The sequence below is a fragment of the Streptomyces sp. R44 genome, assembly GCF_041053105.1.
Classification (GTDB): Bacteria; Actinomycetota; Actinomycetes; order Streptomycetales; family Streptomycetaceae; genus Streptomyces.
The window spans coordinates 3,072,043-3,088,953 of the sequence record NZ_CP163444.1 but is presented as its reverse complement, the minus strand read 5'-3'; the positions used below and the strand labels follow the sequence as shown (position 1 = coordinate 3,088,953).

Here is a 16,911-nt window from a genome sequence, read left to right as displayed (position 1 = left end):
GGACATCACCCCCGGTTGAGGGACGCCCGGCCGCCGAGGAGGGGTTCCTCAGCCCTCCGCGTCGTCCGGCCACACCCCGATGTGGTCCTGCTCCAGCTCCAGCGCCACCCGGTGCTCCATGCCGAGCGCCTGGGTGTACTCCGCCGGGAGCTGGAGTCGGCCGGCGCGGTCGAGCATCGCGTACTCCCGCGCCACCAGCGACTCCTGGCCCTGCTCGTCGACCTCCGTGCGGCGCAGCACCTCCGAGGAGGTCCGGCCGTCGCGGATGGCGACCGTGCGGCGCACCTCGGAGGCGACCGCCTGGTCGTGGGTGACGATCACGATCGTCGTGCCCAGCTCCTCGTTGGCGCGGCGGAAGGCCGCGAAGACCTGCTCGCCGGTGGCCGAGTCCAGCTCGCCCGTCGGCTCGTCGGCGAGGAGCACGGCCGGGTTGTTGGCGAGGGCGACCGCGATGGCCACCCGCTGCTGCTGGCCGCCGGAGAGCTGGTGCGGGCGCCGGTCGCGGATCTCCGGGATGCCCAGCATGGCGAGCAGCTCCTCGGCCCGCTCCGCCTTCTGCTTCGAGCGGCCCCGCAACTGCATGGGCAGCGCCACGTTCTGAGCGGCCGTCAGGTACGGCAGGAGGTTGCGGGCGGTCTGCTGCCAGACGAAGCCGACGACGTCGCGGCGGTAGCGCAGCCGCGCCTTGCCGTCCATGCCGAGCAGGTCGCAGCCGGCGACCCGGGCCGCGCCGGCGGTCGGCACGTCCAGGCCCGCCAGGATGTTCATCAGGGTCGACTTGCCGGAACCGGAGGCGCCGACGAGGGCCATCAACTCGCCCTCCTTCACGAGGAGATCGAGCCCCTGGAGCGCCTGCACCTCCACCCCGTCCGTGGTGAAGATGCGGACGAGCCGGTCGCAGGCGATGAGCGCGTCATGACCGTACGAGGGCCGGTCGCGGCGCGCCGTGGCCTGCCGCTCCAGCTCTTCCAGCGTCGTGTCGGACGGGGCCGTGTCGGTCTTGGTCATCGTGCGTCTCCTGCCCTGAGTTCCTTGATCGAGCCCCTGCGTCCCGCCCACCACGCCTGTCCGACCGCCGCGAGCGCCGTGAGGACGACGACGGCGAGCGCGGGCAGCACCAGCGACCACGGGTCCGCCCGCAGCGGGGCGCTGTCCAGCGGGGCGAACCCCGGTGCCGCCGCGAGCGCGAGGCGGAACAGGTCGATGCCCGGGGCGAGCAGCGGCACCGTCGCCCAGCCGACCAGGATGCCGCCGAGCGCGGCGAGCACCGCCTGCGGCAGCGCCTCCAGGGCGAGCAGCCGGCGACCCTGCTTCCGGGTGAGGCCCATCGTCCGCAGCCGTGCGAGGAGCGTGTTCCGCTCGGGTGCGCTCTGCATGAGGGAGAGCAGCAGGGCCACCACGGCGAAGGCGGCGCCCGCGCCGATCGCGCCCAGGTAGATCTGCTCGGCACCGGACTGGAGCGGCGAGTCGACGTACGTGGCCCGTTCCTCGCTCCGGAGCGCGACGTCGAGCCGGGACGACTTCGCCTTCACCGCGGCGCGCAGCGCCGTGCCGTCCACGGCCCCCGTGACGAGCAGCTGGGTGTCGGCCCGGTGGGTGAGGTCGGCGCCGTTGACGAGGAGGAAGTCGGCGTCGTCGAGGGCCGGGGTGGTGGAGCGGACGGCGACGACCTGCACGCGGAAGGCGCCGGCCGCGGCGATGATGTCCATCGGCTGCTTGCCGAGCCGTTCGGCGACCTTCGGCGAGGCGATCGCGGGCAGCACCCGCTGGGTGTCACCGACGGCGCCCTCGCCGCCCTTCCCCGTGGAGGCGAGCAGTCCGGCGGGGAACGGCCCGAAGCCGGTCCGGTTCGCGAGCCGGGTGTACGAGTCGGGCTCGACGCCCACGATCGGCGCGCTCATCGGCTCGGCGGTCGTCCCCTGGTAGGACGGCAGGTCGACCCCGTACTCGATCTGCACCGCGGCCACGTCCCGTACCCCCGGCAGACCGCGCACCGACTCGGTGAGCCCGGCGGGCAGCGGGGTCCATTCGACGTAGCCGCCGATCCGGGCGTCCGCGCCGGTCGCCAGGAGCGCCGCCCGGTCGCGGGCGTCGGCGACGCCGGCGAGGACGGAGCCGCCGAAGGCCGCGGTGGTCAGCGCGAGGACGAGGGCGAGGAGCGGGAGGGTGCCCGAGGAGGAGGCGCGTCCGGCGCGGGCGAGGGCCAGCGGTCCGACGGCCCCGCGCAGCCGACGGGCGGGGCGGGCCAGCCAGCGCAGCGGCAGCGGGTAGATCCGTACGAGGACGGAGGCGGCGATCAGGCCGACGAGCACGGGCGCGGCGCTCACCAGCGGGTCGCCGGAGTCGCCGGAGCCGTCGGTGCCGCGCAGCCGCAGCGAGGCGACGGCGCCCACGGCGAGGACGAGCAGGGTGAGTTCGAGGACCGTGCGGCGCCGGGAGGGGCGTGCGGTGAGCACGTCGTCGCGTGCGCCGTGCAGACGCGGGCGCCGGTGCAGGACGACCGCGCGGACGGGCAGCACGAGGATCGCGACCAGGGCGACGAGCACGGTGCCGAGGACGGAGGGGCCGAGGGGGATCCCGCCGGAGCCTCCGTCGGGCTGCCGGACGGTCGCCACGGCGAGGCCGAGGGCGAGCGCGGCGGCCGGTACGGCGACGGCCGAGGTCTCGCCGAGCAGCCGCAGGCCGATGCCGGTGAGCGAGGCGCCGCGGGAGCGGAGCAGGGCGAGTTCGCTGTCGCGGCGGGCGACGAAGAGGCCGCCGGTCATCGCGAGGACGACCGCGGCGACCGCGCCGATCCCGAAGACGGCGACGGCCACGACCGGGTTGATGGCCTCGCGCATCGAGCGGTACGAGTCGACGATCGTGTCGAGGTCGGTGGTGAGGGCGGCGTTGCCGCCGACGGCCCGCCGGAGCTTGACCAGGTCGGGGCCGCTCGTCGTCGCGTCGAGGGCGGCGGCGAGCCGGTCGGTGTCCCGGCCGGTGAGGTGGCCGGCGGTGGGCATGAACCGGAAGAAGAGCTCCGGCTCGCTGTTGGTGGAGAGGACGACGGGTGCGGAGGCGGGGGAGAGGAGCAGCGCCCCCTGCCAGTAGTACTTCACCTCGTCGCCGACCATCGGGGCGAGCGCCGGGGTGCGCAGCAGCGGCTCGACGGCCCAGTACGGGGATTCGGGGCCGCGGGGTTCCACGATCCCGGTGATCGTGACGGCGAGCGGTTCCGGGCTGGTCTTGCTCGGCACGTGCACGACGGAGCCGGGCTTCAGGTGGAGGGACTCGGCGGTCTTGACGGTCACGACGGCCTCGGGGGCGTCGGCCGTGCCCGCGGCGAGCCGTCCCTTCCGCAGCGTCGCGTGCTCGGTGAGACGGGACGGGGAGGACAGGACGAACTCGGGCGGGAGCCCGTCGGGCCGCGGCAGCCACGGGTCGGTTCCCTCGACGCGCTTGACCGTGCGGACGCCGTGGACGGTCTGCTCCGGGTCGGTGAGGATCGGCTCGGGCAGCTCCTCGCGTGCCCGGTCGCTCTTGCTCTGCAGGACGCGGGGGTCCAGGCCCTTCCCGTGTTCGTTGACGGGGATCGGGGTGGTCAGTTCGAGGACGGAGTTGCGCGGCGCGGCGGTCCGGATGTCGTGCCGCAGACCCTCCGTCTCGTACCGGTCGACGGCCCGCGGCAGCGCGGCCGCGAGGTACGCGGTGACCAGGACGAGCAGGGCGAGGGCGGCGGCGGCCCAGGGCGCGGTCCGCAGCCGGGTCCGCACCCAGGGCGCCACCGCGCGGGCGGGCTTGTCGGACCGGGACCGGGGCATGTCGGGGGCCTTCCTGCGTACGGCGGGCGCGTCGGTGCGGTCGTTGTCGTCGCTGTACGGATCGGTGGGCGCCATCAGTTCTCCCCCTGGTGGCGCAGGGTCACGGCCGGGTCGGCGCGGCGCAGGGCGATCGCGGCGACGATGGCGAGCGGCAGGGTGGCCACGCCGGCGAGCAGCAGCGCCACCTGGCCGAGGGGCAGTTCGACGAGGACCGGCGGGACGGGCCGGGCCGCCTGGCCGGTGAGGACCACGAGCGGGACGACGGCCCGGGCCAGGACGGCGCCGAGCCCGATGCCGACGAGCAGGCCGATGCCGATGAGCAGCCCCTGTTCGGCGGCGACGAGCCGGGCGAGCTTGCGGCGGGGTGCGCCGAGCGCCCGCAGGACGCCGAACTCGGCGGACCGTTCCCGCATCGCGCCGGCCGAGCCGACCGCGAAGCCGACGGCGGCGAGCGCGGCGGCGGCCGCGGCGACCGCCATCAGGGCGGCGTTGGGGCCGGCGCCGAGCGGGTCGCCGAGGAGTTCGTCGGCGACCTCGTCCCGTACGAGGACCTGGGCGGGGTCGGTGTCGGCACGGGTGCGCAGGGCGGCGGCGACCTCGTCGGCCCGGCCGGGGGCCGTCGTCAGCCACCACTCGGTGGGCGGCAGGCTCGCGAGCCCGTCGGGGTCGGCCGCCAGGTACCGGTTGACCGAGGCCAGGTCGAGGAGGATCGCGCCGCCCTCCTCGGGGGTGGTGACGGTGGAGGCGACGGAGTCGGTCCGTGCGCCCGGACCGGTGGTGGGGAGCTCCTTGACCACCTGGTCGACGGTGACGTCGATCTGCAGGCCGGCGATGCCGATCTGGATCAGGTCGCCGGTCTTGGCGCCGGCGGCCGTCATGAAGGCCTCGGTGGCCACGGCGGTGAGCCGCCTGGGGGCCTTCGGGGCGGGGGAGTTCATCCGCAGGGTGAACTCCGGGGCCTCCACGGGGACGCCGATCCTGGCGCCGACGACGGGGAACGCGAAGGAGTACGGGGCGGGGTGGCCGCCCGGCCCGGCGGACCCGGCGCGGGCGATCGCCCTGCCGTCGGTCGTGCCGCCCCCGGGCATGGTCTGCTCGTAGGCGGAGGCCCAGGTGCCGAGGACCTGTGCGGGGGAGTGCGTCGTGGTGCCGCCGGTTCCGATCGTGGTGAAGGCCTCGACGTGAAGCGTCTGCGTGGCCTTCGCGCCGTCGGCGACCGTGCCGGTGAGTTCGAGGCCGGTGAGGGTGAGCAGGCCGCCGGTGCCGGGGACGTTCTCGGAACCGGGCACGGCGGACTCGGCCCCGAGGTCGAGGCTCAGCCGGTGCGTGCGCCCGTCGGAGGGCAGCTGTCCCAGGTCCCGCCGGTACGGGACGCCGCTCGGGTCCTCCAGGACGGCGCCGACCCGGGTCTCGGGCGTGCCGGCGGGCGCGGAGGTCCGCAGGTCGACCGCGAGCGTGCGGGTGCCGGTGGGCAGCGCCAGACCGGGGCGGCCGCCGGCCTTGGGGGTCAGCGGGGCGAGCAGGGCCGGGGCCGGCACGCCGGCGAGGTCGGAGCGGAGGAGCAGTCCGCCGGCGTTGCGGGTGTCGACGGCCAGGACGGTGGCGTTCTTCCCGGACACGTCCAGGGAGGTGCGGTGCACCGGGGCCACGGTCTTGACGCCCGGCACGGCGGCGAGGCGTTCGGTCTGTGTCGGCTCGCCGGGGCCCGCGCCGAGGACTCGGACGTCCGTGCCGACCCGGAAGTCGGCCTGGTCGCGCTGCGAGCGCTGCCACGAGCCGCTCTGCCCGATGGCCAGCATGCCCATCGCCACGGCGAGGACGAGGAGGAGGACGGGGCCCGCGCCGCGCAGCGGCCGGCGGCTGAACTGCCAGCCCGCGAGGGCGGCGGAGAGCCCGCGCCCGCCGGCCGCGCGCCGCTCGGCCAGCTTGGCGGCGGGCGGCAGCAGACGGAGCGTCAGGACGGTGCCGGCGAGCAGGGCGAGGGCGGGCGCGGCGACGAGCACCGGGTCGACGGAGCCGCCGCCGGCCTCGTCCGCGCCGAGGGTGCCGCCGGCGGCGGCCGGCCGCTGGAGCTGCCAGTACGCCACGGCCGCGATCGCGAGGAGGCCGAGGTCGGCCCCGGCCCGTACCGGAGCGGGCAGCGCCGCCGAGCGGGCCTTGCGCAGCGAGACGACGGAGCCGTCCCCGGCGGCGAGCGCGGGGGCCACGACGGCCGCGGCGCAGCACAGCGCGACCACGGCGGCGACCAGCCACACCTGCGGCGAGGGCGAGGTGTCCAGGCGCACCCCGAGCTCGGAGAGCGCGGACCGCTCGGCGAAGAGCCGGGTCAGCGGGCCGGAGAGCAGCGGGGCGGCGAGCGCGGCGGGCAGGGCGAGCAGCAGCGCCTCGGCGGCGGCGAGCCCGGCGATCCGGCGCCGTGAACCGCCGCGGGCCCGCAGCAGGGCCGTCTCGCCGGAGCGCTCGGTGCTGAGCAGCCGGGCGACGAGCAGCAGCGCGTACGCGGCGAGGAGCACCAGCTGGACGGCGACGATGAGCAGCGTGGAGCGGGAGACGAGGAGGGCCCGCTCGGTCTGGTCGAGGACGGTGGGGAGCGCGGTCGACGCGGAGATCGTCGTCCCGAAGGCGTCCGTGGACGCGGCCAGCTTCTTCGGGCCCTCGGTGGCCGTGGCGCGCAGGGCGTCCATCCGGTCCGTGGTGAAGCCGGTGAAGTCGGCGGAGCCGAGCCAGGAGGTGTCGCCGGAGCTCAGCGCCCCGGAGCTGAGGACGGCCGGGTCGACGAGCAGCGGCCCGTACGTCGTGAAGGCGACGGTCCGCACGCCGCGGCCGCCCGCCGGGTCCAGCTGCCAGTAGAGGCCGGCGGTGTCGACGGGCTTGTAGACGCCGGTGATCCGGGCCTTCACCTTGCGGTTCTCGAGCCGGTCGGTGAGGTCGAGCACGGTGCCGGGGCCGACCTTGAGCCGCCGGGCGGCCTCTTCGGGCAGCGCCGTCTCGACCACGCCGCCGGCGCGGGCGGCCGAGGGCCAGGAGCCCTTGACGAGCGAGAGTTGCGAGCGGTCGAGCGCGGCGAACTGTGTCAGGTCGGGGTCGCCCTTGCGGGCGGCGGGCGGCTGGAGGCTCCGGGGGAGTGCGTACGGTCCCGAGCGTTCGAGGCGCCATACCGTCACCGGCAGCCCGTCGAAGCTCTTCCGCATGCCGTCCTCGACGGCGGCCTCGGCACTGGCCCGCTTTTCGGCCGGTACCTGGCCGCCGACGAGCAGCGAGGCGGCGGCCGCGGACCGGCCGCGCAGTCCTGCCTGGAGCGCGGCGTCCCCGATCGCGCCGGAGAAGGCGGAGAGGGTGGCGAGCACCGAGGTCGTCAGGAGTACGGCGAGGAGCGCCGCGGCGAGCAGCAGCCGGTGTGCCCTGACGCGCAGAAATACGAACCCCGTCACCCATCCCCCTGGACCCGCTGAAGTTTCCTCGGATGCTTTCAGAGGGCACGCGTCGCTGGTAACCGCTTCCACACGGACCTTGATGGGATCGTGACCGTTATTCGGCGTTCCGTGTCCGGAACGTTTCAGTCCGTGGAGGGGGCAGGGGGATCCTTCAGCTCGCGCTGTTCACCATCGACGCCGCCGCGTACGTCAGATAGCGCCACAGCTCCGTCTCGTGCTCCGGGGCGAGGCCGAGCGAGTCGAGGGCGTCGCGCATATGACGGAGCCAGGCGTCGTGGGCGGCCTGGTCCACGGTGAACGGCGCGTGGCGCATCCGGAGCCGGGGGTGGCCGCGGTGGTCGCTGTAGGTGCGGGGGCCGCCCCAGTACTGCATCAGGAAGAGGGCCAGGCGCTCCTCGGCCGGGCCGAGGTCCTCCTCGGGGTACATCGGGCGCAGCAGCGGGTCCGCCGCGACGCCCTCGTAGAAGCGGTGGACCAGACGGCGGAACGTCTCCTCGCCGCCGACCTGCTCGTAGAAGGTCTGCTCCTGCACTGTTTCCCCGGGAATCTCGTTCACCGTTCCATCGTCTCAGATGCCCCGGCGGAGGACCGGAGCCCTAGGACCACCTGTACGGGCGGTCGCCCCGGGGGCCCGGAGGGCGGGAGAGTGGACCCATGGACGAGTTCGCCGGGGCCGGGGCGCGGGAGCGGCGCGCGCTCGTGCGGGAGCTGGAGGCGGACGGTCTGCTGACCGACCCCGCCTGGCGGGCCGCCTTCGCCGAGGTGCCGCGCCATCTCTTCGTCCCGTACTACTACGTCTCCGCGCCCGGCGGCTACGAGCGGCTCTGGGCCGGCGACCCCGAGCCGGAGCGGCGGGAGCGCTGGCTGCGCGGGGCGTACGACGACACGGCGATCGCCACCCGGGTACGGGACGGGGACCTGGTCTCCTCCGCCAGCCAGCCCTCCTTGATGGCGCTGATGCTCGACGCCCTGGAGGTACGCGACGGGGACGACGTCCTGGAGATCGGCGCCGGCAGCGGCTACCACGCGGCCCTGCTCTGCCACCGCCTCGGCGCGGAGCACGTCACCACCGTCGACCTCGACGAGGAGATCGCCGAATCGGCCCGCACCCATCTCGCCGCCGCCGGGTACCGGCCCGCGGTGCTCGCCGCCGACGGCGCCCGGGGCTGCCCCGAGCACGCCCCGTACGACCGGATCGTGGCCACCTGCGAGGTGCCCGCCGTGCCGTACCCCTGGCTCGCCCAGTGCCGGCCCGGCGCGCTCGTCCTCGCCCCGCTCTCCACCGGGCTGATCCTGCTGCGGGTGCGCGACGCCACGCACGCCGAGGGTCGCTTCCTCGCGACCTCCGCGTACTTCGTGGCGCTGCGGGGCGTCGCCGCCCAGACCGTCTCCCCGGCCGTCCCGCGCCACGGACCCGCCGGGGACGAGCGCTTCCTCTTCCTGTGGGGACTGGTTGCGGGGAGCCTCGACAGACGCGAAGCGCTCTCGCTCTGGCTGCGCGAGCGGCGGCCGGAGCGGGAGCGCTTCGGGGTGACGGTCAGCGGCGACCGGCAGTGGGCCTGGCTGGACGACCCGGCGGGGCCGTACGCCTGGCCCCTGCGCTGAGGCCGCCCGTCAGACGCAGCGGATGGTGATCGTGGTCCAGGCGCCGACGTGCACCCGGTCGCCGTCCTGGAGCTGGACGGGGACGTAGGGCTGGATCGGCTCCTCGCCGCCGTTGACCGTGGTGCCGTTGGTGGAGTTCTGGTCCACCACCGCCCACGAGCCGTCCGGCTGCTGCACCAGCACGGCGTGCTGGTGCGAGACGCCCGGGTCCTCCGGCGGCACCGACAGGTCGATGTCGGGGGACTCCCCGGTGGAGTGCCGGCGGCGGCCGATGGACACCTGGTTGCCCTGCAGCGGCACGTGCTTGTCCGGCGAGTACGCGGGCAGGTTCAGGCCCGTGGCCTCCGGACCGCTGCGCTGCATCATCGCCATGAAGTACTCGCGGTCGGGACCGATGACCGCGGTCCAGACGAGCGGCTGCTGCGGCTGCGGGGGCGTCTGCGGCGGCTGGAACTGCTGAGGAGGCTGCGGCGCCTGGTGCGGCGGGGGCCCCTGGTGCTGCGGAGGCTGCGGCTGGTGCTGCTGCGGGGGCGCCTGGTGGGGCGGGGCCTGCGGCGCCTGGTGCTGCGGCGGGGCCGGCGGGGCCTGCGGCGGCTGGTGCTGCGACGGCGGCGACAGGACCCAGTCGTCGTCCGCGCGCGGCTGCGGCGGCGCCGGCGGGGCCGGGGCCTGGGCCGGGGCCTGGAGGTACGCGGGCGGGGCGGGCGGCTGCTGCTGGGCCTGCGGGCGCTGCGGCGGAGCCTGGTGGTGGGTGGGCTCGGCGCCCAGCGGCTCGGCCGGCCGGTTCACCTGCGAGGGCCGCGAGCCCTGGTAGCCGAAGGGGTCCGGCTGCTGCGGGGGCTGCTGCTGCGGCGGCGCGGGGGGCGGGGACTGGAAGCCCGGCGGCAGGTTGAGGCCGGGCGGCGGCCCGGGCTGCTGCGGCGGGGCGTTGTGCGGGGCCAGCGGCGTGTACGAGGTCGCCGTGTTCGTGAGGAAGTTCCAGCGGCACTCCTCGCAGAACGGCGCCATGTGCTCGCGCGGCGTACGGCACTGCGGGCAGAGCTCCGCCTGGGCCGTCGCGTTCGGGTCGCCACCGGGGCCGAAGCCACCGGGGGCGGCGGGGGCGCCGAAGGGGCCGGGAGCGCCGGGAGCCGGGGAGGGTCCGGGACCGAAGTTTCCCGGGGCGCCCGGCGGGGGGCCCTGCGGCGGGCCCGGTGGGGCCTGGCCGGGGCCGGCGGGGCCGGGGTATCCGTACGCGGGGGGCGGCGGCGGGGGAGGCGGCGGTACGGCACCCGTCGGCGCACCCGCCCCGGCCATGCGATGGCCGCAGACCTCGCACCAGTCGTCGGAGACCGACTGGTGTCCGTTCGGGCAGGTCGGCATGTCGGTGCTTCCCCCTCTCGTCGTCCGGCCCGGTGGCCGGGCTACCTCTTGACGCGAACGGTCTTGGTGGAGCGGGTCTCGAGTGTCATCTCGTCCGCTTCCGCGACCTTCGCCTTCAAACGCACAGTACCGGTCGCCGCGTCGACGACGTCGACCACCTTCGAAAGCAGTTTCGCCGTATCCGCGTTGCCGGAGGCCGCCGCGAGCTGCACGGCACGGCCCAGCTTGGCCGTCGCGCCGTCGCGATCGCCCGATTTGCGGGCATCGAGACCCTGCTGGATGACGTCCGCCAGCTCGGCCTGGCCCGTGTAGTGCGCGACCTGCGGGTTGATCGACGTCGACATCGCGAGGTCGTCCGTCCACACCGCCCGTACCAGTCCTTGAGACAGCGGGCGCGGATCGCCGCCCGCCGGGTCCGGCGCGAGCAGGGAGACCCGGGCGGCGAGCATCTCCTGGCCGACCGCCGCGCGCGGGACCCGCACGCTCACGTGGTAGTCGCGGGACTCGTCGCCCCACGAGCCCGTCGGGTAGTCCCCGGCGCGCGGCCCGGCCTCGGTGCGCCGGCCGGTGAGGTCCTCGACCGCGGGCGCGACCTGCTTCACGAACATGATCTCGACCCCCACCGGGGTCCACAGGCGCAGGGCGACGTCCGCGACGCCCTTGCCCATCGCGTGCTCCATCATCGCCGTGAAGTCGGCGGCGAGTCCGGCCGGGTCGGCGACGATGTCGGCGGTGCCGAGGAGCGCCGAGGCGATCCCGGTGACCTCCTTGACCTCCCAGTCGGTGCCGACCCCGCGCGCGTCGCAGGTGAACCGGCCCGCGCAGGCGTCGAGCGCGTCCCGCAGCTCGGCCGGCGACTCGTGCTCGTTGCGGCCGTCGGTGAGCAGGATGCCGTGCCGGATGGTGAGCTCGGCGGAGGAGAGAAGCCGGTCCGCGAGGCGCAGCCAGGTGCCGATCGCGGTGCCGCCGCTCGCGGAGAGCCGGCGCAGCGCCTCCTTGGCCTCGGCGCGGGTCCGGGAGTCGGCGACGGCGAGGCCGCCGTCGGCCGGGTAGACCTCCTTCGCCACGTGCGTCCCGGCGACGACGGCGAAGCGGGTGCCGTCGCGCAGGGTGTCGATGGCGGCGGCGGTCGCCTCGCGCGCGCCGCGCATCTTGGTGGCGGGGTAGTCCATCGAGCCGGAGCAGTCGAGCATGATCACGACACCGGTCGCGGCCGGGTCGCCGCCCGCGAAGCCTCCGGTCGTGCCGCCGCCGGTCGAGGTGACGGTGACGATCGCGCTGACGTCCCGGCCGCCCTCCGGCAGGAACTCGTTCTGGTAGACGTCCACCGAGAACTGGGGCACGGTCGGCTTGGAGAAGTTCGCCATCTGTTTTCGGCTCCTACGCGACTGACGCGACGACGGTGAAGGGGACGGGGATCGGCGACCGCTCTCAGGCGGATCCTGCCCCTTGAGGTGTGACGGTGAACGGGACGAGGGCGACCGTGATGTTGTCGTGGCCTCCGCCGTCCAGGGCGTGGCCGACGAGGACCTGGGCGCTGTGCAGCGGGCGGTCCGCGGCGTCGGCCGGGACGACCCGGGCCATGTCCTCGGCGGCCTCCGCGTAGTTCCACAGGCCGTCCGTGCAGACCACCACCACGCCGGAGCGGTCCGGCTTGAACGCCGCCGTGTGCGGGTCGAGTTCGTACGAGTCGGCGCCGAGCCAGCCGGTGATCGCGTGGGCGCGCTCGTCCGCGTACGCCTCGGCCTCGTTCATCAGGCCCGCCGCGACCATCTGCGCGGCCCACGAGTCGTCCTCGGTGAGCCGGGCGGGCGGGGTGCTGCGGTCGTCCGGCACCCAGTAGGCGCGGCTGTCGCCGACCCAGCCCACGACGAGCAGGCCCGCGGCGACGACGGAGCCGACGATGGTGCAGGCCGGGGCGTTGCGGTGGCGGTGCGGGTCGTGCTCCGAGCCGCCCTGACCGGGCTCCTCCGCAAGGGAGTTGACGGCCTCGGCGGCGGCCACGATCGCCTCGTGCATCGCCTGCTGCGGGTGCGTGCCCCGGGGGAGCGCGGCGAGCAGCGAGGCACCGGCCGCCTCCGCGGCGGCGGCGGAGGCCTCGTCGGGGCGGGTCGCCGAGGAGACGCCGTCGCAGACGATCGCGAGGGTGGCGGGGGAGCCGTCGGGCAGCGTGGTCGCCGAGACGGCGAACGCGTCCTCGTTGCGGTGGTGGCGCAGTCCGCGGTCGCTGACGGCGGCGACGCCGGTGAGCTCCCGCTCCATGTGGTCGCGCTCGCGCGGCTGGGCGTGCCCGCAGTTCTCGCAGTACCCGTCGGTGTCCACCCGTCCGGCGCGGCAGGCCACGCAGAGGACGGCGGCGGGCGCGGGAGCGGGAGCCGCGGCGGGCTCGGGGGCGGCGGGCGCGGGAGCGGGAGTCGCGGTGGCCGGGGCGGGCGCGGCGGCGGGGGCCGGATCCGCTCTCACAGCGGTACGGGGATCGGGCGCGGCCAGCTCGAAGTCCCCCTCGGCCGTGGGGGACACGGATGCCGGGGCCAGGCCGGGAGCAGGGGTCGGCCCGTCCGTGCGGACCTCCATCGTCGGGAGGTCGTGGCCGCCGGAGTCGGTGCCCGGCAGGTCGCCCGGGTGCTGGGTCGCGGTCGAGAGCGAACCGGGGTCGCGGGGCGGGGCTTCCGGCCAGGCCACGGGCATGCCGATCGCCACGGTCGGGCGATCCGGCTCGGCCTCGGCGGCGGGCGCGGCCGACAGGTCGTAGCCGCACGCCCCGCAGAACCGGTCACCCGAGTCCAGCGGCTCCGCGCAGCCCGGGCAGGCGGTAAGTCCGTGCGACGGCTTCGGCTTCTGGGACATCTTCACACCCACGTCCGGGGGCGGAAGCGGTTGGCCCGCTCCACCAGTTCGATCCTCTCCTCGCCCCGCTGGGCGAGCCGGGCCAGCACCCGGTACGAGCGTTCGAGGCCGAAGCGCAGTCCGCGCTCGTCCAGTTCACTGCCGAGCAGCAGCGCGCCGCCGCCCGGTGCCGCACCGGGACTCCCGGAGAGTACCCAGTCGAGCGCCGTCCCGAGCACCTCCGTCGACAGGCGCTCCCGGCGCACCGCGTCCAGACCGAAACCCTGGAGCGCGGAGACCTGCGCCGCGGCGGCCGTCAGATCGGTGCCGAGCGGCTCGTGCGCCGGACGCCGCCGCAGCCGCGCCCGCACGGCCGCGACCCGCGCCGCCGTGTAGTGGATCGACGCCTCCGGTACGGACTCCAGGGCCTGTACGGCTCCGGTGCGGTCGCCCGCCGCGAGCCGGACCCGGGCGAGCCCGAAGGCGGCGCTGACGAAGCTGGGGTCCGTGGCCCACACGAGGCGGTAGTACTCCGCGGCGTTGTCCAGCTGTCCCAGGACCTCGGCGCAGATCCCGAGGGCCAGCTTCGGCGCGGGCTCGCCGGGGAAGGCGTCGTACACCGCGTCGAAGGCGAGGGCCGCGTGCTCGTGGTCCCCGGTCACCAGGGAGGCGACGCCTCGGCACCAGACGACCCGCCAGTCGTCCGGGTCCCGCTCCTCCAGGCCGGCGAGGGTCCGCGCGGCGGCGGGCAGGTCGCCCAGCTCCAGCTGGGCCCGCAGGGTGCGCAGCCGCAGCTCGGCGGAGGGCGCGGGCGCGCCCTGGAGCGCCCCGAGGAGCTCCGCGGGGGCGGCGGCCGCGAGACCGGCGAGGAAACCGGCGTTGGGGTCGCTCGTGTCGACGCGCGGCACGGGCAGCGCGAGCGCGGTGGCGGGCGCGTCGAGCGGCGCGAGCAGCTCCGCGAGCCCGGAGCCCGCGCCGGAGCCGGTCGGCCCGGCGGGGCCGGTCTGCTGCGGAACCCCGGCCGCCGGGGGGAGTTCGGCCCGCTTCCGCCCGGCCTTCCGCGCGCCGAGCAGCGACACGTCCTCCGTCAGTTCGGCGAACAGCGCGGTGTCCGTGACCCGCACCTCCGTGCCGAACAGCGTCGACAGCGCCGGCCGGGGCCGCCCCGACTGGAGCGCCACGACCTCGCGCAGCACACCCGTCAGCTGCTCCGCCATCTCCTGCGCGGAGGAGAACCGGCGGGCCGGGTCCGGGTCGGTGGCGCGGACCAGGAAGCGGTAGTACGACTCGTACGTCCGGAAGACCTCGATGTGCTCCGGGTCGGGCAGCGAGTCCACGAAGACGTTCGTGTAGCCCTGGAAGTCGAAGGTCATCACGGCGAGCGTGCGCGCCACCGTGTACAGGTCGCTGGCGACCGAGGGGCCGACCTCGGCCACCTCCGGCGCCTGGTAGCCGACCGTGCCGTAGATCGCGGACTCGTCGTCGTCCATCCGCCGGACCGCGCCCATGTCGATGAGCTTCAGCTGGTCCTCGGTCTGGATGGCGTTGTCGACCTTGAAGTCGCAGTACAGCAGGTTGCGGCTGTGCAGGTGCCCGAGCGCCTCCAGCGCCTCGATGCCGTACGCGCAGGCCTGCTCCACCGGCAGCGGATCGCGCCGGCCGTCGGGGGTGCGCCGGTCGTTGGCGATCTCCTTGAGCGACTTGCCGCCGACGTACTCCATGACGATGTAGCCGTCCAGGGAGCCGGTGCGCGGGTCGAGGTGCTCGACGAAGTTGTAGATGCGGACGATGTTGGAGTGCTCGATCTCGGCGAGGAAGCGGCGCTCGGAGATCGCCGCGGCCATGGCGTCCTGGTCGCCGGTGTCGAGGAGGCCCTTGAGGACCACCCACCGGTCGGAGACGGCCCGGTCGACCGCGAGGTAGATCCAGCCGAGCCCGCCGTGCGCGAGGCAGCCCGCGACCTCGTACTGGCCGTGGACGATGTCCCCGGCGCGTAGCTTCGGCACGAAGGAGTACGGGTGCCCGCAGTTGGTGCAGAAGCCCTCCGTGCGGCCCGGCCGGTCGCCCCGCGCGCGGCCCACCGGAGCCCCGCAGTCCGAACGGGAGCAGAAACGCTTCCGCTCGGGAACCTCGGCGTTCTCCATCACCGCCGCCCGCGGGTCGGGACGCGGCACCTCGGGGATCGTCACCAGACCCGCGCCCAGCCGGCTACGGGCGGACTGCCCGGTCGACGAGCCCGAGCTGCGCACCGACACCGAGCGGCCCGTCGAGGCGCCGGAGGCCCCGGAGAGCGAGCGCGAGAGCCGGCCGGAGACCGAACGGCGCGAGGTCGAGGACCGGGACGAGGCACGCGAGGACGCACGCGAACTGCTCCGTGAGGAGGCCGAGTCAGGCCCCCCGACGCCCGTCCCCTTCCCCGGCACCGCCATTCCGGTCGGCGTCGACCCGATCAGGCCCCCGGGCGCGACGACCGGCGCGAGACCGCAGGTGTCGCAGTACAGCTCGCCGCCTCCCATGTCCTCGTACGAACCCTCGCACGAAGGACGCTGACAGCTGCCCACACCCGTCTCCCCGCTCACCACTGTCGTCCTCCCGCGTCCCTCGTGTCCCGCGGACCGGACAGCACGTCCGCCACCGCCTGCTGATAGCGCAGCACCGCCTGCTCCGCGACCCGCAGGTCGCAGGGCGCGCTCCACAGCATCCGGCGCGCCGCGTCGTACCGCTCGACGAGCAGCGGATCCTCCGCCCCGCCGAGCCGCGCCACCTTCGCCTTGTACGCGTCGAGCCGGCCGCGCAGCTCGGCCCGGACCGCGAGCGGCGCGGTGACCGCCGTCAACGACTCGCGGGCCCGCAGCAGTTCGTCCTCCGCCTCCCGCTCCAGCGACTCCAGGAGCGGGGAGAGCCGGTGCCACTGGGCGTGCCTGCGGTACTCGGCGGCGGCCGCGAGCCGCTCCTGGAGCACGATCGGCGGCCCGCTGACCGCCGGCACCTCGGAGGCGGCGATCTTCGCGAGGACCTCGCCGCGCGCCGACCGCGCCTCGGCGAGCGTCCGGTCCGCCCGCGAGAGCACGTCCCGCAGCCGCAGCAGCCGGTCCTCGGAGTCCTGCCGGACCGCGAGGACCGCCTCGATCTCCCGCCTCACGTCCTCCAGGGCCAGGGCCGCCCGGTCGTACCGCTCGGTGTCGGGACGGCCCCCGCCGGGCGCCGAACTCCCCGCCGCAGGCCGCCAGAACGCCAGCGGGTCGGTCACCACCTGGGAGCGCAGCGCGGTCAGCTCGGCCGTGATCGCCTCCAGCTCGTCGCCCGCCGGATGCTCCCCGGGCCGGACGCCGACCGAGTGCGCGAGCGAACGCGTCCGGCCCAGTTCGGCGGCGAGCAGGTCTATCCGGGCCGGCAGCGCCGACCAGACCGCGTCGGCGGTGACGACCAGGTCGAGCGAGGAGGCGTACAGCTCGTTCATCCGCCGGACGAGCCCCTCCAGGCTGAACCGCTCGGTGAGCAGGGCGCCCTCGCCGGCCCCGCCCGGGACGAGCACGGTGTCGCCGCGCAGCCGGTCGGTCAGCTCCACGAGCTCCTCCCGGCCGGGCCAGCGGCGCCGCGCGCGCAGCTCACGGGCGTCCCGCAGGGCGCCGGTGTACACGTCGAAGCAGGTCCAGAGCAGGGTGATGGTCCGCTCGGCGGCCGCCCACCGCTCCCGGGTCGTGCCGGTCAGCTCGGCCCCTTCGAGCAGCCTGCGGCCCGCGTGGTCCTGGAGCGCGAGGAGCGAGTCCTCGATCGCCTTGTGCTCGGCGCCGAGCCGCGCCAGCGCACGGTCCACCTCGTCCCGGTCCATCACCGGCCCGGGGGGTCCCGTGACGCCCATCGGTCACCTCTTCCGCTTCGTG

Annotated in this window: 10 protein-coding genes; 1 reads left to right on the top strand and 9 read right to left on the bottom strand. The window is 75.5% G+C overall.

From position 1 onward, the window contains the following. Positions 1-48: 48 nt before the first annotated feature. The 4 genes from AB5J54_RS14250 to AB5J54_RS14235 all read right to left on the bottom strand — a co-directional run bounded on the left by AB5J54_RS14250 (position 49) and on the right by AB5J54_RS14235 (position 7,790). On the bottom strand, positions 49-1,008 hold the full coding sequence (locus tag AB5J54_RS14250; protein WP_369144286.1) for an ABC transporter ATP-binding protein: 960 nt from the start codon (positions 1,006-1,008) through the stop codon (positions 49-51). Beyond that, positions 1,005-3,800 (bottom strand): FtsX-like permease family protein, encoded by a 2,796-nt coding sequence (locus AB5J54_RS14245; RefSeq protein ID WP_369149327.1) that lies wholly within the window; start codon positions 3,798-3,800, stop codon positions 1,005-1,007. Before AB5J54_RS14245 ends, AB5J54_RS14250 begins: the two co-directional genes overlap by 4 nt. Positions 3,801-3,874: 74 nt before the next feature. Continuing rightward, complete coding sequence (locus tag AB5J54_RS14240) at positions 3,875-7,231, bottom strand: FtsX-like permease family protein (protein ID WP_369144285.1); 3,357 nt, start codon at positions 7,229-7,231, stop codon at positions 3,875-3,877. Positions 7,232-7,385: 154 nt separating this feature from the next. Next, positions 7,386-7,790, bottom strand: coding sequence for a globin (locus AB5J54_RS14235; protein ID WP_369144284.1), 405 nt, complete (start codon positions 7,788-7,790; stop codon positions 7,386-7,388). A 98-nt stretch (positions 7,791-7,888) separates the two neighbouring features. Here AB5J54_RS14235 and AB5J54_RS14230 point away from each other — a divergent pair, with 98 nt between their 5' ends. Continuing rightward, a complete protein-coding gene (locus AB5J54_RS14230) occupies positions 7,889-8,839 on the top strand; it encodes a methyltransferase domain-containing protein (RefSeq protein WP_369144283.1) in 951 nt (316 codons plus the stop codon). Positions 8,840-8,848: 9 nt separating this feature from the next. Here the strand turns inward: AB5J54_RS14230 and AB5J54_RS14225 are convergent, their stop codons facing one another. The 5 genes from AB5J54_RS14225 to AB5J54_RS14205 all read right to left on the bottom strand — a co-directional run bounded on the left by AB5J54_RS14225 (position 8,849) and on the right by AB5J54_RS14205 (position 16,889). After that, on the bottom strand, positions 8,849-10,201 hold the full coding sequence (locus AB5J54_RS14225; RefSeq protein ID WP_369144282.1) for an FHA domain-containing protein: 1,353 nt from the start codon (positions 10,199-10,201) through the stop codon (positions 8,849-8,851). Between the two features lie 41 nt (positions 10,202-10,242). Next, positions 10,243-11,568, bottom strand: coding sequence for a VWA domain-containing protein (locus AB5J54_RS14220; RefSeq protein WP_369144281.1), 1,326 nt, complete (start codon positions 11,566-11,568; stop codon positions 10,243-10,245). Positions 11,569-11,632: 64 nt separating this feature from the next. Then, positions 11,633-13,048 carry a PP2C family serine/threonine-protein phosphatase gene (locus tag AB5J54_RS14215; RefSeq protein WP_369144280.1) on the bottom strand — a complete coding sequence of 472 codons (1,416 nt, stop codon included), beginning with the start codon at positions 13,046-13,048 and terminating at the stop codon, positions 11,633-11,635. Positions 13,049-13,050: 2 nt separating this feature from the next. Continuing rightward, positions 13,051-15,543: a tetratricopeptide repeat protein gene (locus tag AB5J54_RS14210; protein ID WP_369144279.1), complete on the bottom strand. Its 2,493-nt coding sequence runs from the start codon at positions 15,541-15,543 to the stop codon at positions 13,051-13,053. A 59-nt stretch (positions 15,544-15,602) separates the two neighbouring features. Next, positions 15,603-16,889 (bottom strand): hypothetical protein, encoded by a 1,287-nt coding sequence (locus AB5J54_RS14205; RefSeq protein WP_369144278.1) that lies wholly within the window; start codon positions 16,887-16,889, stop codon positions 15,603-15,605. Between the last annotated feature and the right edge of the window lie 22 nt (positions 16,890-16,911).